Source organism: Bradyrhizobium sp. LTSP849 (genome assembly GCF_000938255.1).
Classification (GTDB): domain Bacteria; phylum Pseudomonadota; class Alphaproteobacteria; order Rhizobiales; family Xanthobacteraceae; genus Bradyrhizobium.
The window spans coordinates 25,198-43,994 of sequence record NZ_JYMR01000055.1; the positions used below are offsets into that span (position 1 = coordinate 25,198).

The 18,797-nt window shown below is 58.2% G+C and carries 14 protein-coding genes and 1 pseudogene; 4 read left to right on the forward strand and 11 right to left on the reverse strand.

Annotated elements, in window-relative coordinates:
• Positions 1 to 130: 130 nt before the first annotated feature.
• The 8 genes from UB31_RS36145 to UB31_RS36180 form a co-directional block, all read right to left on the reverse strand.
• Positions 131 to 1,567: an O-antigen ligase family protein gene (locus UB31_RS36145; RefSeq protein WP_050044923.1), complete on the reverse strand. Its 1,437-nt coding sequence runs from the start codon at positions 1,565 to 1,567 to the stop codon at positions 131 to 133.
• Between the two features lie 2 nt (positions 1,568 to 1,569).
• Positions 1,570 to 2,565, reverse strand: a complete 996-nt coding sequence (locus tag UB31_RS36150) for an ABC transporter substrate-binding protein (protein WP_197090900.1) — start codon at positions 2,563 to 2,565, stop codon at positions 1,570 to 1,572.
• Between the two features lie 124 nt (positions 2,566 to 2,689).
• Positions 2,690 to 3,202: a hypothetical protein gene (locus UB31_RS40005; RefSeq protein WP_156175722.1), complete on the reverse strand. Its 513-nt coding sequence runs from the start codon at positions 3,200 to 3,202 to the stop codon at positions 2,690 to 2,692.
• Positions 3,203 to 3,222: 20 nt separating this feature from the next.
• Positions 3,223 to 3,906 (reverse strand): hypothetical protein, encoded by a 684-nt coding sequence (locus UB31_RS36160; protein ID WP_156175723.1) that lies wholly within the window; start codon positions 3,904 to 3,906, stop codon positions 3,223 to 3,225.
• 74 nt (positions 3,907 to 3,980) lie between these two features.
• Positions 3,981 to 6,302, reverse strand: a complete 2,322-nt coding sequence (locus tag UB31_RS36165; RefSeq protein WP_245306125.1) for a polysaccharide biosynthesis tyrosine autokinase — start codon at positions 6,300 to 6,302, stop codon at positions 3,981 to 3,983.
• A 228-nt stretch (positions 6,303 to 6,530) separates the two neighbouring features.
• Entirely contained in the window at positions 6,531 to 7,694 is a 1,164-nt protein-coding gene (locus UB31_RS36170) for a WecB/TagA/CpsF family glycosyltransferase (RefSeq protein WP_050044925.1), read from the reverse strand.
• A complete protein-coding gene (locus tag UB31_RS36175; RefSeq protein WP_045014316.1) occupies positions 7,681 to 8,868 on the reverse strand; it encodes a glycosyltransferase family 2 protein in 1,188 nt (395 codons plus the stop codon). Before UB31_RS36175 ends, UB31_RS36170 begins: the two co-directional genes overlap by 14 nt.
• Complete coding sequence (locus UB31_RS36180) at positions 8,865 to 10,097, reverse strand: glycosyltransferase (RefSeq protein ID WP_245306126.1); 1,233 nt, start codon at positions 10,095 to 10,097, stop codon at positions 8,865 to 8,867. Before UB31_RS36180 ends, UB31_RS36175 begins: the two co-directional genes overlap by 4 nt.
• 138 nt (positions 10,098 to 10,235) lie before the next feature.
• Between UB31_RS36180 and UB31_RS36185 the strand changes: the two genes are divergently transcribed.
• The gene (locus tag UB31_RS36185) at positions 10,236 to 11,126 is read left to right on the forward strand and encodes a glycosyltransferase (RefSeq protein WP_197090901.1); all 891 of its coding nucleotides are present in this window, start codon (positions 10,236 to 10,238) and stop codon (positions 11,124 to 11,126) included.
• 368 nt (positions 11,127 to 11,494) lie between these two features.
• Here UB31_RS36185 and UB31_RS36190 read toward each other — a convergent pair whose 3' ends face one another.
• Positions 11,495 to 12,676 carry a polysaccharide biosynthesis/export family protein gene (locus UB31_RS36190; protein WP_045014430.1) on the reverse strand — a complete coding sequence of 394 codons (1,182 nt, stop codon included), beginning with the start codon at positions 12,674 to 12,676 and terminating at the stop codon, positions 11,495 to 11,497.
• 197 nt (positions 12,677 to 12,873) lie between these two features.
• Positions 12,874 to 14,400 (reverse strand): undecaprenyl-phosphate glucose phosphotransferase, encoded by a 1,527-nt coding sequence (locus tag UB31_RS36195; RefSeq protein ID WP_156175724.1) that lies wholly within the window; start codon positions 14,398 to 14,400, stop codon positions 12,874 to 12,876.
• An 878-nt stretch (positions 14,401 to 15,278) separates the two neighbouring features.
• Between UB31_RS36195 and UB31_RS36205 the strand changes: the two genes are divergently transcribed.
• Positions 15,279 to 15,581 (forward strand): hypothetical protein, encoded by a 303-nt coding sequence (locus UB31_RS36205; RefSeq protein WP_045014319.1) that lies wholly within the window; start codon positions 15,279 to 15,281, stop codon positions 15,579 to 15,581.
• Between the two features lie 158 nt (positions 15,582 to 15,739).
• A complete protein-coding gene (locus UB31_RS36210; RefSeq protein ID WP_045014320.1) occupies positions 15,740 to 17,041 on the forward strand; it encodes a hypothetical protein in 1,302 nt (433 codons plus the stop codon).
• Between the two features lie 3 nt (positions 17,042 to 17,044).
• On the opposite strand, the gene UB31_RS36215 is transcribed toward UB31_RS36210, so the two are convergent.
• Positions 17,045 to 17,656: a transglutaminase-like cysteine peptidase gene (locus UB31_RS36215; protein WP_045014321.1), complete on the reverse strand. Its 612-nt coding sequence runs from the start codon at positions 17,654 to 17,656 to the stop codon at positions 17,045 to 17,047.
• A 639-nt stretch (positions 17,657 to 18,295) separates the two neighbouring features.
• On the opposite strand from UB31_RS36215, the pseudogene UB31_RS42350 reads away from it, so the two are divergent.
• A pseudogene (locus tag UB31_RS42350) lies at positions 18,296 to 18,797 on the forward strand (hypothetical protein); the annotation flags it as partial.

The window sequence follows — 18,797 nt, forward strand, 5'->3', positions numbered from 1 at the left end:
TCAAACCAACTCTAAAATCCCCAAGACGCGCTGCGATTGTCATTGGTCACCAAACTGCCAGACGGCGTTAACCGGAATTATTAATAACCTATTGAGATCGATAGCACAATTTGAACATCCCGTCCAGAGATCATGGAGCAGACAGCCGATTGCGCTCTGTAGACGACTGGGCCAATCCGATTCCGAGCAACACCATGATACTTATGGAAAATCCCGGAATTTGTAGGGAAAAGTCCAACAGCGAATGAAATAGTCCAAGCATCCCGGCCCAAAAGGCCATCACGGGAAAGATACGGTCGCGGCGGCGGCGGGCCATGGCACGCGCCAGACAGGTCATTACGACTGCCCACACGGCAGCGATCAGTCCGGCGAATGGCAGGCCCATTTCGGCTGCGAGCTCCAGCGGAGTGCTGTGGGCGCGATCCCAGACCCCTCCGATCGGGACGTCGCGGCTATGATACTCTGGAAAAACCCACCGGAATGTGCCGAGCCCGGTCCCGAAGAGGGGATACTCCCGGATGATCTCCAGCGTCGATCGATAGGCCTCCACCCGTCCGCCACCGGAAAAGCCCCCCGTATCGAAGCGCGCGTTCACGGATCCGCCTAAGACTGAACTCAGCAAGACAGCAGCGCCGATAATGGCCACGACGGCCATCACTGCGGCCCGCCAGCTGCGCAGCCAGACTCGGTAGTATGAAAGCGCGCCTCCGGCGACTGCCAGAAGAGTGGTGCTAGTACCAAGCCGAGAGCCCGTCATGAAGCTCGCAGACAGCGTCAAGAAGAAAGCGATGAAACAGATCAACGTTCGGCGCGACGGACGTTCGAACAATGCCCGAATGACGTGACGTCGCGAGACCTCGCGCAGCCGCAGGCTTTTGGCGCAAAGCAGCAACCACGCCAAAGCGCTTGCCCCCAGATACACAGCAGCGGTATTGGCGTTAATGAACGTCGTCGTCAGCACGTTCCGATAAGCCACCTTCTCAAGCCAGAGCACGTGATCGGGCGCAGCGAGAAAACTGACAATTCCGTACACTGCATAGAAGAGGCCGGACCAGGCGAAAATCTCGAGAAGCAACGCCGCTGACCACCGATTTCGACCGAGGCAGATCCCGCAGAACACCGCAAGAACATTGGCGATCTGCGCTCCGGCAGCAATGCTCGGCAGATCGCGTACGGCACTGATACGAGGGACCAACTCGGTGCCGAGCAACGCGGAACTATCGCGCCAAATCGGATTGGCAAGCGTGACAAGAGGCGGCGGCAACGGCATGAGTTGCAACGTGATCACCAGCAGCCAACAGCAGATCACGAGAGCAAAGCCCGCAAGCGCAGCGACGCCGCAGATGTTCCGCCACACACAATGCAAAGCGATTGCCGCCAGCAGAGCGACCCAAACCGCGAGCACGTTGTTTTGTACCGAGCCGAATGTGAACGGTACCGCAGCGACCACGAGGCCAAGAGCGTAGGTCGCGAATCTTTCACTCAAGGGTGTCTCGATTGCAACAGCCGTCCGCTCTTCAGCTTCAAGCTCTTGCCGGCCTGCGCGGATTTGCGAACGTCCAGACATCGCTAGTCGACCTGAATTGATCGCGACTGCCTGCGATAAACGTCGGGCACGAGCGAAAAATCAATCGCCGCTCGCAGGTCGACAGGGTCTGAAATCACGCGCTGTTGCAGCAAGAGCTTCTGGAATTCCTGCCATCGCGCCAGATCGAGTTCAGCCATTCGCGCTCCAAACGGCCTGATCAGGTCGCGCTGTTGCTCGAGCATAATCGTCGTGTCTTCTGGTCTCGCGCCGCGGCCAATCGCAGCGGCGACGATCGCGGCCGTTCGCTTTGGGTCAAGATCGGCACGCGACCAGGATGTAAGAAGCGCGGAGATGAAGGCTTCGGCCGAACTGGAAGACCTTGCGAGCATCTGCGTCGACGCGATGTAGACAGTTCCCGGAATGTGGATCTTGAAGGCACCGGGATCGAGAGCACGATACGGAATCTTGAGCCGGCGTAACTCTGCTCCCTCAACTTCCAGGTAACCAGGCAGAACATCGATGGCACCCGCAATAAGCTGTTGTACCGTGCCGACGGCATCGGTCACCCTGACCAAGCTGCGCTGCACCGCGTTCCGGCTAATGAGCGCTTCGACGACAAACCCGACCTCGCTTGACGACCTGTAAGCCAGAGTCTTGCCGACCAAATCAGACGGGCTCTGCAAGCCGGTAGCCTCGAGCGCGAACAAGCGGATTGAATTCGCGACATAGGAGCCAGCGATCGCGACAACCGGCTGACCTGCGGCGCGCGCTCTCAGAAATGCCATCGCGGAAACATGCCCAATGATGCGATCGCTTGCAGCTACTGCCTTGGCTGCGTCGCCGTCGTCGACGCCGACTTCGAGACGTGAAGACAATCCAGCTTTCTGAAAGACGCCATCGTTGACGCCGAGTACTACGCCGGCGGCAGCCTCGGTTAGGGAACCATTCCACTTAATGATCAGCGCTTGCGAAGCCGATTTCCCTTCCTTGATTGCGATCGGCGACCATCCTCCGATGAAGAGAGAGACCGCGATCAAGGACACGATTCCAACAGCCAGGCTCAACAGCATCCCGCGCGCGAGCAACCTCCTTGAGACGGATCGTGACGGCCTGCCACGCGCATGCCGCGCCCCGTCACGCCTCAACCTTCCGCCATGGCGCTTAGTTGACATATTCCCGAAACGAATACTGAAAATCGGAATACGAGAAAATTCCGAGGATGTGTTGTTGACGCCGATAACCGCCGACCGACATGGTCGTGCAGCTATCGGTCTTGTAATAGCAGGCTCGAATCCGAATCTCCTTACCGCAACGATTATCGAGAATGAGGATGTGGTTGAAGACGTTCTTATTGAGCGCCTGACTTTCCGCCATCGGCGAGACGACGAGACATGGTTTGCCCGTCGGGTCAAGGCTGCGGGGTCGAGAGACCGTGAAGCCCTTTGGCTGCGTCAACGGAGAATTCACTGCGAACTTGCCCGAGCCTCCGACCGTTTCGTCGGACAGAGGTTGATTCGCAAGACTTGCCTGCCCGAACGCCGGTCCGCCTCCAAGGCAAACCGTACCTAGCACAAATGCCAGGAAGATATTGCGCCCGTGAATCGCACCATCGGCCCGAGATCGGACCTGCCATACCGCTCGCACCATCATCCTTTCAAGCATTGCCGCGCGCATCTTCCGCATCGCGCCCCGCACTATTGGTGCCATCCCAATGGGTCACGTAACTTCACTCCGGGGACCGCTAGATCCGCCCCTTCAGCGCGAACCATGCGCGCAAATTGGTAGCGCATGGTCTGATCCGTCCATTCTAGTTCCGAGAGTAGTTGATCGCGAATAGGCCAGCCCGCACCCAATACGTTGCGCACGGCTGTTGCGAGAAGGCCCGAGTTCACCAACGTGGCAAATTCGGTTCGTACGGCACGTTTTTGATCTTCTGCCAATAGGTCATAAACCGCAAGGGAATAGACATTACGGCGGACAGCAATCCATCCCTCGACCGGGGCCAGCCGGTAAGACATCGCAAGATTGGCAAGCTCCGGTTCGGCCTGAGCTCCCTGGTTGATCCGCACCCAGTATCGCATGAACCAGAGGAAGCCTTCGCTCGGAGCGCACGTCATCGCCTTGTCTAGCGCTTCGCGCACGCCCTTGAGCTGTTGATCTGCCCGCTTTGGATCGGCCGCGGCCACCGCCTCCTCGTGTAGACGAGTGCGGATGATCACATCACTGCGGAGCTCAATCGGGTTGCACGGGAACCGCAATTCAGCCGCTTCGAGTTCGGGCGATAACCATTCAAGCCGATCAAAGCGATCCGAGGCTAGGATTCGGGTGGCGAAACCATTCAGCCGAGTCTCGTGATCGGGGTGGATGAGGAAGAACACGCCCCAACTGCCCGCCAGGAGGCAAATGCACGTCGCTAGCAACCTAACGGTAAACAGCAGGCGCGAAGATCCTTTTAATCGACATAGCCGTACCGATGGTAATAGCGATTTCGATAGTAATCACCGCGGTGGGAGTCGTAGCGGCCAAGCGCTCCAATATCGACCTTGTTCAACACTACTCCCATCAGCTTTTTTTGCACCCCCGGCGCTTCGTCTAGGGATCGCTTGACGATATCGATCTTGGTCTGAGCCCATTCCACCACCAGGGTATAATGGTCCACGATACGCGACGTACCGCGCACGTCGATGACCGGCGCGAGCGGGGACATGTCGACGATGATGAGATCGTAGTGGCTTCGGAGCGCCTTGAATAATCTCTCCATCGGAGCCGACGCCAGCAAATCGGCAGAGTTCGACGATCGCGATGCGAGCACGCAGGGCAGGAAGTGAAGGGCGGACTGACTGTCCGTCCAGATGAGGTCCTTTAGCTCCGCTTGACCGAGAACAAGTTCGACTATGCCCGCTTGCGCATCCGGCGAGAAGCGCCGGGTCAAGGATGGATTGCGGATATCGCAGTCCACCAGGAGCGTCCGCGTGCCACTCATGGAACTCGCCTGCGCTATGGCGCCCGCAATCGTCGATTTACCTTCATTGGGCAATGACGACGTGATGCCGATGACCTTGCAGGTCGCCTCATCCCTGCTCAGATCGATTGCCATCTTGACCGCTCTCATCGCTTCAGCAAATCGAGAGAACGGCGCGCGGGTCACAACACCGGACATCGTGTCAGTGATGTTCATCTGCCGGCTCGGAAGCTGAGCACCGGCCGGATACTCCGAACCGATCGAAGCGACGACCTGTTGCTCGGGTTCGTTCTTGCCCCTCAGATGGCGCCAACCAGAGATCCGAGCCAGTTTGGCCACCGTCCTCGCCTTGCTCCAGCCCGACTGAGGCAACTCGTCCGGCAGCACGCGCGGCACGACCGCGAGACAACTCACACCCAGCATCGCTTCAACTTGCGGAGCCGTGCGGAATACGCGATCCATCATGTCCCTGACGAACCCGCTTGCCGCAGCGAACAAGCCGCCGACAAGCAGGCTGCCAAGGAGCACGAGCAGAGTCTTCGGCGACGACGGACTCAAGGACATTGCCGCCGGCGTAATCACGCGGGCTTCGGTAATCGGAAAGGATTGCTGCTGTACGGACACCATGTACATCTGCAGAAAATTGTCGGAGAGAGCACGCGCGCTCTGCGCATTGCTTTCCAGATCGCGTAGCACGATCTGGGCCTGGCTGGTGTCGTTGGACTGATTGATCGCGTCGCTGAGGCTCTTTTGGCTAGCCTCCTCGCGCGATTTCGCAATTTCCAGATCACTTTTGAAGCTTTCGGCCGTTCGCTTCAACTCATCCTTAATCGACCGCCTGATCTCACGCATCTGATTGCGCAGATTGATCACTGCAAGATGGTTCGCTCCGTAGCGATTCGACCAGTCCGATTCTTTCGCTGCGTAATCGAGATAAGTCTGACGCAGCTTCACGATGACCGGATTCTGCATCGTGTCAGCCACGGTCGCGAGGTCATTGAGAATGACGTTGCGATCCTCATCGTCTGCCTTCAAAATGGTGGTGATACGCTCGAGCCGAGCTTGTGCTTCCGCCCGCTGCGCTCGTGCGACGGTAAGCGCACTGTTTATTTCGGCCAGTTGCTGCTCGCTAAGCAGTCGACCGCCCGCGTCAACGATATTGTTTTTGGCCTTGTAATCGGCAACGCCGCGCTCGGCAGCCGAGGCCTGCACCCGCAGTTCCTTCATGCGATCCTGGAGCCAAACCGCGGCACGGCGAGACGCGTTGTACTTGGCCTCGAGAGAGTCGACGATATAGGCCTCAGCCACCGCGTTGGAGATCTGCGCCGCGCGGTCCGCGGAATTCGATCGATAGGATATCTCGATGACGTAGCTCAATCCCACGCGCTTGACCGTAAGGTTCTTCGCAAAGCGACTAAGCGCCTTGCGCAACTGCTGATACTCGGACGGCGGTGTGGGGCTCGAGATCAGGGAGAAAACGGCGCCGACAACGTTGCCGATGAGTCCGCCGCTATCGCCGGTAAATTCCGGCTCATCGACCAGGCGCAGGTCCTTGATGACCGAAAGGGCGATCGTATCTGACTTGATGATCTCGACTTGGCTATCGATCATCGCCGATTCGATCGGCGCATCGCTTCCAGCAGACTGTTGCTGCTGCATCAGGCTGATCTTGCGGCTGTCGATGATCAGACTCGCAGTGCTCGTATACATCCGCTGCGCGGTGATCACGTAGAGCAGTGCGAGAGACACGCACGCCAGGAAAACAAAAATCATCAAGGGAAGCTGACGCGAGACCAGCCCCTTCAACGCCAAGATGGCATCGCTGATTGACAGAAGCTCCGGCTCCGGAGCCTCGACGTTTACTGAAGGCAATCGGCTATGAAGCATGCGCGGAGTACTTTGTTATTTGAGGAAGCGATGTTGCGCTGCGGTAAAATAGCCTGAGCATCACGACGAATGTGAGGCGTTCGGCAAGGGCAAGCACCTCAACAATCACACCAGATAGATATTTCTCGAATATAATCAATCTCTTGGCCGAGGTCAATTGTCACGTGGGCCAATCAAATAGTCAGCACAATGCAGATGGACGAGGAATCGGACCCCAGACCGCCGGGGCGAACGAATCCAGACAGGAAGCCCCTTTTCGAGACGCCCCCCCCTCGCAACGATCAGGAGACCCAGCAAAGCAGCATCGACGTAGCTGACCTCTCTCAAGCATACGACCAGTTCACCTGGAAATTCCTGATACTGATCGAGCGTATTGCGCAGCCCTTCGAGATGGAGGGCGCTCGCGCTTCCTTTCAGCTCGATCACGGCACTACCGTCTTGGGCCGTGACGGCCACATCCAACGACCTCGCGCTCGAGCCGGCCAGCTTGAGGGCAGGACCGAACAGCAAGAGCGGAAATGCCTTTGTTGCCAAAAGCTTCGCTAGGTCGATGAAATCCCTGGCGTACCGGGATGCCAGGTATGGCTCCTCCCAAATCCGCCATAGCCATTCCATGCCTGTCTTCTGCAGAAACTCCGGCGAGCGTCGTATCGTCCCCGCGACAAAGTTAATGACGGACCCGAGATGCGCGATGACAGGCACGTTGAGATGGGGAGAATTCAGGCTGATCCAGCTATGGCCACGCTTGGCATTGAGCGCCAGAATGAGCAGGTCGGCACCGGACCTATTGATGTCTTCGAGAATGTCCTTTCGGCTCATGCTTTCAATCGGGCCATAACCCGGCGAAAAACTACCCGCACTTCGCAGAGAGGGCGACAATTCCGGTAACCGCTCGCTAGCGCGTGCTGCGGCCCCCTCAGGCCCTCCAAAGAAGTACACCTTCATTGGTCCGGCCGCACCCGACATCATTTTGTCAAACACCGTCGATCCTGGGACCCTTTCCGGAATGGGGATCCCAAGCATCCGCGATAGAATCAAGAGGGGCATTCCGTCGACGGTGGAGAGCTGACTCTTGCCGAGAATGTCTCGAAATTCTGGGCTCTTCAGACACGACGTCAGATGGTTCAGGTTTGGCGTGGACCAAACACACCGATCTCCCCTCGCCACAGCCTGCTGCAACTCGGCAACCGCCTCCTGGAAGGAAAGCGCATCGACCGGAATGCCAAAAAGGCAATAAACCTGACGGCCGAAGTCAACGCGCACCGGATTGAGGTCGCGCTCCGACGCATCGGCGATTTTAAGATTATCTTGAGTCACGATTGGTTCTTACCCAGACGCGCTGACGATTCTGAATGAACTTCAGATATAGCGGAATCTTGGCCAAGACGTAGAGCGGCACTTTCAGCAAATCCGCAGCAGAGCAGAAATCCCGCCCAAAGCGGAACCACAGAACCAGGACAGCGAGCACGAACACGGCTGCCGCGACAAAGCTGACAGCGAATGGGGCAGCAGTGCCGGTCCAGAGGGAGACCAACGTCCCCTGGATCAATGATACCAGGGTCAAGACTATCAGGAGCGACAGCGGCGGCACGATGAGGTCCAGGACCAAACCAAGCAGGTTCAAGTCCAAACGCTTGATCGACTCACTAAACAGCCGAGGCGCATGCGTTATGATCGAATGAAGGTACCCATGCTCCCAGCGAGTACGCTGTGACTTTTCTGCACCCACGTCGTCCGGAAACTGGCTTGTCACAACGGCTTCCGGACAGAACAAAGGCGCGCGTCCTCGCAACGCAAGCTTGAGGCCCAATGTGAGATCTTCTACAAGTTCGTCGGTTGCCAGCCTGACCGATCCAAGTAGGTGCGTCGGGAATGCCATACCGGACCCTGTCAGCTGAGTTGGCAAGCCGAGTTTCAACCAGCCGAGTGGCCTCACATAATTCTTTGTAAACCAAGCGAGATTCCGAATAGGAGAAAGATCTCCGCTCCGGGAGGGCGTCATCAGATAGGCCGCTTGCACGGGTCGTCCTGTTGACGCCGCAAGACCTGTGATGCGCGAAAGCGCTCCCTGCGCTACCTGACAATCCGCATCAACAATGATCACCACCTCGGGAGCTCCAGTGCCAATCAGAAACTGTAGACCGTGATCCAGAGCAAATCCCTTGCCACGATGCGTCGGGTCATCACGAGAAGTGACCTCGGCGCCCGCCGCCGCCGCGATCTCGGCCGTTCGATCAGAGCAGTTATCCGCGACAACGACCAAGCGATCCGAGCCCGTCAGCTCTCGACGGATCGACTGCAAGGTTGATGCGATTCCTTGTTCTTCGTCGTGTGCTGGAACGATGACGCCGAAACCCGGGCGGCCTGCTGCTTGCGGAGACAACTGCCGGGTCGGAGCGGCAACGAGAATCTGGATCGCAAAAACGAGAATCGGAACGGCGACCGCGACCGCGACCGCGACGCTCGCACAGACGATGAGGAAGACCATCATGGCTCCAAAGCGTGAGCGAACAGCGCGCTCAGCTTCCCTGCCTCTGTTTGCACGTTGTGCTGCTCGGCAACAGCGCGCGCGCCTCGCTCACCCATAGCCTGAAGAACCGAGAGCGGTGCATTCAGACAGCGATGCATGGCATCGGCCAGTTCGTCTTCGCTACCGGCAGGGAACAGCCAACCATTTTCTTCGTGGACAACAAGTTCGGGGTTACCAGCAATATATGTCGTCAAAACAGGGCGACCGAGCGCCATCGCTTCCATCAGAACAACCGCAAGCCCCTCCGCAAAGCTCGGCAGAACGAACGCGCGGGCATCGAGTATCTCGCGACGAACTGTCTCACCATCCGACCAGCCCGTGATGCGAACCTTGCCCTGCAACTGGTGGCCTCTGATCAACTGCTCGACGATCGGGCGATTCTCCCCATCGCCAACAAGCACGAGCTCAAAACTCGCATCTCTGCCCACCAATTGTGCAGCCGCGGACACCAGCAGCGCCTGCCCCTTCTGCTCGCAGAGGCGTCCCACGCACACCAACTTATTCGCGCCATTGGCCTGCACAGAGTCGATCAAAAAGCGCTCGTCAACCCCGCAGTGAACTACCTTGATCTTGCTCCACCCACTCGGGTGAATGAGACGCATCAGCTGGCCGCGCCCGAACGAACTGATTGCAACAACGAATTTCGCCCGTTCGACCTTCGTCTTCAGGTTGATCCCCACGATCCGATCGAATTCCTCCGGGCCATGCACGGTGAAACTGTAAGAGATCCCTGTGAGGCAATTGATGAGCAACGCGACATCAGTGGGATTCGTGCCAAAATGGGCATGGAGATGCGACAGCTGCAGCCTAGCAAGTTCCCGCGCCAACCAGCACGCCTCAGCTAAATATATGGCGTGCAAAATGAACGGGCGATCGCTTCGACGCGTCAAGGCCAGGGCAGTTACCAAAGATCGCCAAAATCCGCCGGGCGCGGCAAACATCATCACCAGAACCGCCCAAGCAATGGACAATCCGCCCTTGTTCACAACGTGGACCGTTCGCTCCAGTTCCGCGCGGTCGTCAACGTCCGGCAGTTCCGCATCCCAGCCGCGCAACGCAAATCGATGGACCTCCCAGCCCAGCCGTTCAAGCGCCAAAATCTCGCGCCGGATGAAACTGTGACTGACTTTGGGATACTCGTTTATCAGATAGGCCACACGCTTCCGGAGCGGCGACTTCAGTTCAGGCACGCTTCAAATCCCTTCGTCGACCTAGGCTTATCGCACTGCGATAACAATACCAAAACATTGCGGGATCAAGGCGAATTCCTTAGAAATTGGTTATCGCCGCGGCTTGCGCGAGCGAGCAACTCGTTGCGGTGTCTGAAGATGGTAAAAGTTAGCATTTATATCCCGACTCACAATCGCAGATTGCTCGTCGAGCGCGCGCTGCGATCTGTCATGCAACAGACACATAGCGATCTGGACATCATCGTGGTGAACGATGCCTCCACCGACGATACTCGCGCCTATCTGGACGATCTTCAAGTCCGGGAACCTCGCCTCACTGTGATCCATGCCGATCAGGCAAAGGGAGCGCCTGCCGCACGAAACCGCGCGATAAGTGTCGCTACCGGACAATTTATCACCGGTTTGGACGATGACGACGAATTCACGCCGACTCGGATCGAGACTCTTCTGAGCTACTGGAACAATCTCGGCGACGATGTGAATCGCATTTCAGGATTATTCACGCAAAGCGTAATGACTGACGGCAAACGGTCTTCTCCAACCACTGACCGCAAGGACAAGGTCGGCTATGAGGATCTTTTCCATCACAATTTCATTGGCAACCAGATTTTTTGCCCCTCGCGGTACCTCGCGGAAGTCGGTGGTTTTGACGAAAACATGCCCGCCTTGCAGGACCTCGAGCTTTTTATGCGTATGGTGAGAAGATTCGGGCCCGCACGACTGGTTCCTGACTACAGTTACGTCTGTTACGTCGATGATGGTCGCGAACGCATTTCCAAGAATGCCAAGAGGCGATACGAGGCCTTCGAAAAAATAATGCTGAAGAACGATGAAGCTGCCGCCTATCTGAGACCTCACCTTTTCATGCAGCTTTTTTCGCCCTTTTACGGGACTGTGCCGAGCTTGAGCGATTGGCGGCACATGGTTCAATGGGGCGCGCCCCCCGCGCTTCTCGCCAAGATGTTACGCCTGACAATCCGCAATGCCTTGGTCTTGGCACGCGGTTATGCGCGAAAGAGCGCTACATAGGCCAGTGTCGAGGCGAAGCACGCGACGCGTTACCGGATTTATCTTGAGTGCACTCCTGCTGGCGTAGGGCTTTTTAGGCCGCCCTCCTCAACAGGAAGCTCCGAGCCGGGAAACGCTAGCAATCCTGTTGTGCGTTGGAAATACAGGCGCGCTCGACCACTGGTCCCTAGTTCATCACCCGGTCGCTGGAATTCGAGACTCTTGATATCCGGCTTCTGGGAGAGACCGACCAACTTACTACTATGACCACCGAAGATCGGCTGCAGGTATGCGATTTTCGACGAGCTTATTGTCGTCAACAATTTACGTTGCGAAAAGGACCTCAATCCCTGTCTCACGGAGTTCAGACCAGACTACATTCGAAGGGATCACAGTCCCCTCGAATTGATCCTCAGAATCTGAACGTTATTCGCTGCAACAACCGAGTCGTTTGCGGTAGCCACGATCACGCGCACGAACTGAAGGAATTTCGCGGTATCGTAGGTCGCGGCATTTGCCGCAAACAACACGTCCTTGTCCCGCATGTCGAACTTGGTCGCCAGAAAGAAGCCGGCAGGGTCCCGGAAATCGACATTATAGACGACCGGGACCAACGGCCCCACATATTTGGAGCAATCTACGCCGAGGCGCTCGGCGAGCTCTCGCGGCTCACGACGGTAGACGAAAACACCTGCGGGCTCCGCCTGCGCGTCAAGCAAACCGCCGGCCTTGGCGATGGCCTGCGTCATGGTGATCTTCCACATGTCAAACGGGAATTGCCCCTGCTGTCCCGACGCGCCGAACGCTAGGAATATCTGAGGTTCACGGTAGACATAGATCGTATCGCCCGGATGGACCCATACGTTGTTGTCGGGCTGGTACACGAGAGCACCGAACGGCACCGTAGCGCGCTTGCCTTTGCGCTCGAGTGTGACCCAGGTCTCCCATCCCTGCCCCTTCGGACCGCCGGCGCGGCTGATCACATCCAGCACTCGTTCACCGGCTGCGTTCGCTTGCAGGCGAGCTGGTGTGTTAACCTCTCCAAGAACACTGATGAGCGAAGTGTTTTGAGTAATCAGGGCCACGACGACCTGCGGCTCGATAGCTCGATTACCAATCGCCCTGACAACGTCCTGTTGAATCTCGCTGGGCGTACGATCGGCTGCCTTGACGGCGCCGGCATAGGGCACAGTGATGTTGCCTGCCGTATCGACGTTCTGGTTCGGGATCTGGACAAAGTTGCCGGGCCTGACACCCGCTTCAGCAGGGATGAAGAGGCCACCGGCGGCGGCTTCAAAGATCGTCACAGAAACAACGTCGCCGATGCCGAACTTGATGCTCCGCGGGGGCGACTTGTCTGGGAAAGTACCCGCGAGTGCACCCGGGCCGTATTCCTTCAGGATGTCAACAACCGTCGGAGTGAGCTTGACGAGCCCATATTCCGGCCCCGCCTTCGTCATCTCGCCCTTGATCACGTGATCTTCGGGACCCGAGCTGGGCATAATTGCGCACCCTGCCGTACACAGCAGGATCACCGAGAGCAATGCCGACAAAGTAATGGTGGATCTCACGCCCAACCCCAATGGTATCCTGGGTCGAGGATTGGGTTGAATCCTCAACGGAGTCAACGTAATCCCTATCGAATTGCTCGAATTGGCTGGAGGTTGTTGCGCCGCAGCTACAGGAGTCTCCCCCTGCTCCGGGGGACCCGTCACCATTTCCGGGCAGAGACGGCCCAAAGGCAGCCCAGTTTTCGCCCGTTCCGTGGTCAGTAGGCGTTACCCCGGCGAGTAAGCTCTAAGCAAGTGAGCACCAAAATCTTCAGGTCGAGCGCGAGACTCCAGTTGTTGATGTACCAGAGGTCGCAATCCACTCGGCCCTTCATTTGCTCGACCCTCGCGGTCTCGCCGCGATAGCCCCTCACTTGTGCCCAGCCGGTGATTCCGGGCTTCACGTGGTGCCTGAATGCGTACTCCGCCAGCAGATCCCCGTAGTGATTGTCATGCGCCAAGGCGTGCGGCCGAGGTCCGACCAGTGACATTTCGCCGGTGAGCACGTTCAAGAGCTGCGGCACCTCGTCGATGCTCGAACGCCGCAGGACACGCCCGACGCGGGTCACGCGAGGATCGAAGCGCTTGGCCTGAACCACCGCAGCCCCGTCTTCCATCACGGACATCGTGCGAAACTTGAAGATCGAAAACTGGTTGGCGTTGAAGCCATTGCGGCGCTGGCGGAAAAAGATAGGTCCGACAGAATCGACCTTGATGGCAATGGCGCTCAGAATCATGAGCGGAGCTAGAATGATCAGGCCGAGCGATGCGCCCACGATGTCGACCACCCGTTTCGAAAACTGTTCCGCGCGCGACAAGGGTCCACGCTGGATTTCGATCGATAGCGACCGACGCAGGCGATACGATGGATTCTCAGCGAGCGCACGAATTCGTCTATCGGGAACCAACTGCACGGGAAGCGGCGAAACTCTCAGGCGATCCCGCACCAATTCGAGCTTGCGCGTATCGGTCCATGGAAATGCCAGCACGATTTCGTCGACCACACGCTCGCGACCAATTGCCAGAGCACGGTCAAGCGACGAGGATTCCTCCTCCGTCATCGCAAAACCGCTATTGCGATCCGTTGAAAAGACAACCCGCTCAACCTCCGTCAGACCAAAGCGCTCAAGCAATTCCTCGACGCCGAGGGCGGCAAGCTCCTCGCGCGTCCCGATCACAATGGCACGCCTGCCCTGCACCTGGCCGTCGGCGACAGCCGCTGCGACGAACCTTTTCGAATAGCGGCGGCACACCAGCAACAGCACCAGCGCAAGCAGGCCGAAGCAGATCACCGAGCCACGCGAGAAGACGGCTCCAGTCTTCATCAGAAAGGCCAGCAGGGTGAGCAGCAAGCTGACCATGGACCACTGCGCAAAAATGCGGCCGGCATCCCGCCTTTGCTTCGAAAATGCGACGCGCAAATCGTAAAAGCCGCTGGACTGACCGATCAGGACGTATAGCAGCGCCGCAGTAAGGCCCGCGCCAAACAGTTGATCGACGTTTCTAAAATCCCCGATTGTGATGACCTGATACAGGCCACCGCCGACAACCCCTGCGAACGTGATCAGGCAAGCATCCGCCAAGGCCAGCAGGTATTGCAATGCGGCGTACGGGATCTTTACGCCAACGCCTCCGGCGCCCGTGCCCGGCGAAACTTGCTGTTGCGCTGCGGGGGTCTCTGGAGCCGGCTGGCCCATCGGCACACGCTCACGCGCATCCCGCTCGATCGGACTGTGGGGGATCAAGATCGCCTCCCGCAACAAGGAAGTAACGTCAGATTAACCAACTGCTAGAAACAACATTTCGTGCTGCAACGCAACAAAATTGCGTAGCGCAATGCATCAAGATTTAATGATACCTCTAGTGCCAAATTAATCAGCATCTCGTCAAGACCGAACGCCCCAAAAGGGCGAATGACCGTTGGAAGCCGGATACGATGTACCGCATCTTTTTTCTTATCGTCGCGATAGGGCTCCCGCGCTCTGCGTCCGCTGAACCAATGCGACTGCCGCAGGGTTGCGTGCCCGGTGCCGGTCCTGAACAACGTCAGCGGTGCGACGACGTCGTATCCCGGCAATTGAACTCGTCGAGCCAGTCGACGCCTCTCGATGGAGGCTGGCGGTTGGTCAAGACACGCGATCCGAATGGGGACGCGAATATCGTCGCGGTAATGCGCACGGCCGACACATCAAGGTCCGATCTCAATTTGGCCGGATTGAGCCTGCGTTGCAGCGGAAATGGGACGGAAGTGGTGTTGACTTTGTTGGAGCAGCAGCCTCGCGCGAGCCATCCCATGGTCACGCTAACCGTCGGATCCGATCGCGTTCAACTTGAGGCGTCGGTCAATCAAAGCGCAGAGTCGCTTGTGCTGCCACAAGCCGCCTCCGCGCTCGCTGCTGGCCCTTGGCTGACCGCCCCAGAGCTCACCGTGGAGATCGCGACAACGCCAGTGCCAACCCGCGGGACCATTCCCCTCACAGGATTGGCCAATAGCATGCGAGCGCTGCGGTCGAGTTGCGCACTTCGCTAGATCGCTCCTTCATTAGATTTCATGGATTTTTAAGGAACCTGTTGAACGGATTCTTAGGGAACCGGGTGAAATGGTGGTCGCCAGGAGACAAAAATGGTCCCGGTCGGCATCTTTTCATTTCTGGTCGGTGCGGTGCTCGCATGGCGCTTTCGCGTCTGGATACTCGTGCCAGTTAGTCTGCTCGCAGCCGCGGCGGCTATACTGCTCGGCCTGTCGCATGGCGAGGGCTTCGCATCGACGGTGGGGCAAGCCTTTTTGATTGGAGCGCTCACGCAGCTCGGTTATGGCTTCGGCTTGATCGGCCGCCACACCCTTGCACTGTTGAGAACGCCGTCCACCTCAAGACAGCGCACCGCGGCCGTCGCCCTGTTGTACAAACAGCGGCCAGGCCACTAAGCCAGAGAAATTCATTCGGGCGGCGCGGCTTCCGCCCAGGCTCGCAACGGACATCGACGCAACGCGGGATCTGAGCGGCGCATTTGGCACACCTCGCGCGATGTGCGATAAGCACTCGCCCATAGCGTCTGCCCGCCTCTTGCACGAAGAATTTCCGCTTGCAGATTACCGTCCGTCTTCTGATCGTCGTGCTGGCCGCGTGCCCCGCGCTGGCAACCATTCACATCCTTCTGATCGAACAGCTGGCGTCTATTGTGGCTGCAATAGTCCTCGTATCCGCAGCCACGAGAGAACAACCGGATGTATCCAACGCGGCGCGGCTCCTGACTCCGCTGACGCTGTGTCTTGCATTTCCCGCGCTGTGGATGATCTTGCAGATCACGCCACTGCCTTTTCCAGCGCTCGTCAACCCGATCTGGAGGATGACAACAACAGCCCTTGGCGAGCCTGTCGCAGGAAGAGTCAGCATTTCACCTGACGCCACACTACGAAGCCTCGTGATCTACTTGGCCATGCTGTCGCTTTTGGTTTCTACCGTGGTCGTCGCGCGAGACCGACGCAGGGCCGAAACGCTGTTCTATGCGTTGAGCACAGTGACGACCTTTATGTCAGCGATGGTGCTCATCTCGCGTTTCAGCGGCCTCGCCGGTCTCACCGCATCAACCGACGGCGAAGCTTCCACCTTCGCCGCGGCGGCTACACTGTCAATCCTCATGAACGCAGCAACGATTATCATGATGGTCGGAAGAAATTGGGGCGGCGGCAGCGCCGCGCAAGGCTCCCCAACGCAATTGCTGATCCAACTCGCGCTCGTTCTCGTCGGGCTCGGCGTCTCATTGGCAGCCTTGGCCGGTCTCGCCTCCACCGGCCTGACGGCCGCGGTGGCACTAGGGCTCCTCTGCCTCATCTTCGTCGCCGCGACTCGCTACCTCGAGATCGGATGGTGGCTCGCACTAACTCTATACGCAATCATCGCGGCGATCGTGGCCGCAGTAGCGATAACGCGCCTTCTGGGAACAGCTTCATGGACGGTTGTCGACCTAGCGTCGGCGAAGGCAGGGCAACTTTCGATGGCGCAACGCGCGATAGCCGACGCGCCGCAGCTCGGCAACGGCGTTGGAACGTTTCAGTTGCTCGAGCCGGTCTATCGCGATTTCGAAGCAACGCCCGTTCTCGAATTGCCGTCGACCGCGATCACTATGGCAATCGAGTGGGGTAAGCCGGCATTGGCCTTTGTCGTCCTGACGGTTGCCTATGTCTTTGTCTTCATGTTCCGAGGCGCCGTTCGACGCGGGCGCGACTCACGTTACGCGGCCGCGGCCGCGGCCGGCGCGATCGTCCTGTTCTGCGAAGCGTTCCTCGACAACAGCCTCCTGGATACCGCCATTCAGATCCTTGCCACCGTCACGCTCGGCGTCGGGATAGCGCAAAGCATGGGCCGCACTAGCGCCGTCAAATGACACTTACACCCGGCGCGACGCGATCGTGGCCCACAGTCTGTTATGATCCGGCATCTGAATTCGGACCCAGCGATAGGGTGCGCGCGACCAGGGCTTGATACTCGGAGTCAGATTGTCGAGGACGAGATCGGCGTTATTCGTGCGAACGACGAGCACAAGGTGATGCTCCCCGGAATTGGTGACAACCTCGCTCAGGAGCAGGGCACGGGCTGGCCAGCCCTGAGCCAGGAGTTGATGCCGCTTCGTGACCGCATAGTCGTTGCAATCGCCACGATCCGGACCGATCAGCCAGGTTTCTCCGGCCAGACCAAGTTCGTTGCGCTCGGGGGCGATGTCCCTGTTCACCGTTCTGTTGACCTCGTTGAGCTGGTCCCATCGCTCAGCCGTCAACTTCACGGGACCGCCGCGGAACATTGTGCGCTTGCGGCATTCGTCGGCGTATCGAGCGCAGAATTGCGTGTATGCGAACGGCGCCAGCGCGTTCGCTTCAAATTTGATGTGCTGGATGGCCGACCGCAATCCCATCGGCATTCCCAACAGGCCAGCTTGAACCGGCTGAAAGCCGAGGATGACCGCGGCGGCACCCATGGCCACCCAAGTTGAAATCTTACGCATGCTTGACTCCCCACAAGACTCTTGGGGAGCACGCTAGATGGAGCGATTTGAGATTCTGCGCCGCGCGATCGATCAAATAGAATCAAACGGTCTCGTTGTTCAACACGAGGCATTTACCATCCTCCAGCCAACGATCGAGACGGAGGGGAATCGCGCCAATATTGGTGCTCAACCCCTATCAAAGCCTAGCCGCCGACGCGCTTGGGCTTTGGAAAGCGGTAACCCTGTCGAATTTCTGTGGGCCGCTTTCCGAGACGAACCAATGATCCCGTCAGCGGGCCTCTATGCAACTCGCGGAGCGCGCCCGGGCGGAAGCCTTCATCCGTCCCAGGAGGAGAATGAGGCAATTGGCAAGTACGCGTTAACAATGCCACCAGACGAAGAAGAGTGTGGAGCGCAATTCTTTTCAATGCGCGCAGCAGTTCGTCGCCCAAAAAAACGACATTCGCGCCAGCTCGACGTTACGCGGACACGGCTACTGAGCATGTCAAGACTACGGCTGCCGGGAAAAATACGGGGCTGATCGTTTCCGATTAATGTCTGGTTTTTTCTACCGATCAGAACCAATCGATAGACTTCGCGCGATAGAGACGTTTCGGCCCTACACATCCATCAGTTTCGACACATGGGTGGGTTCCAATGGCCTCGACTACTCCTACGGTGACATCGACAACGACCCAGCTCGCAGACGGCTCCACGCAGACCCAGACATACACGAACGGAATTCTCTCCAGCAGCGTGATCAAATATCCGGTCGGCGCCACCAACGTATCCGATACGAAGGTGTACACGGCGGTCAATGGACAGGCGGTCCTCACCAGCGAGACCGTCGTGCACGCCGACAAGAGCAAAGACATCTATCTCTCCAATGTCACCGGCAAGACCTATGTCGCCGAGCACGACGTCTACAACGCCGCGGGCACCCTCACCAACATGGTCCGCACCCACGCCGACGGCACCCGCGATTTCACCTACACCCTGGCCGCAGACGGCACAAAGACGTCCCTTCAATACAACGCCAGTGGCAGTCTGCTGGCGTCCAGCGTCGTCGTGAAGGCAGACGGTTCCTCGGATACACTCGCTTATACCAACGGCGTTCTCACCAACGAGACGGCCGTGCACGCCGACAAGAGCAAAGACA

Excerpts from the sequence above, each read along its gene's own strand:
- UB31_RS36185 (WP_197090901.1), top strand. The coding sequence starts at position 10,236 with ATGGTAAAAGTTAGCATTTATATCCCGACTCACAATCGCAGATTGCTC.
- UB31_RS36205 (WP_045014319.1), top strand. The coding sequence starts at position 15,279 with ATGGTCCCGGTCGGCATCTTTTCATTTCTGGTCGGTGCGGTGCTCGCA.
- UB31_RS36215 (WP_045014321.1), bottom strand. The coding sequence starts at position 17,656 with ATGCGTAAGATTTCAACTTGGGTGGCCATGGGTGCCGCCGCGGTCATC.
- UB31_RS40005 (WP_156175722.1), bottom strand. The coding sequence starts at position 3,202 with ATGCGCGCGGCAATGCTTGAAAGGATGATGGTGCGAGCGGTATGGCAG.
- UB31_RS36175 (WP_045014316.1), bottom strand. The coding sequence starts at position 8,868 with ATGATGGTCTTCCTCATCGTCTGTGCGAGCGTCGCGGTCGCGGTCGCG.
- UB31_RS36145 (WP_050044923.1), bottom strand. The coding sequence starts at position 1,567 with ATGTCTGGACGTTCGCAAATCCGCGCAGGCCGGCAAGAGCTTGAAGCT.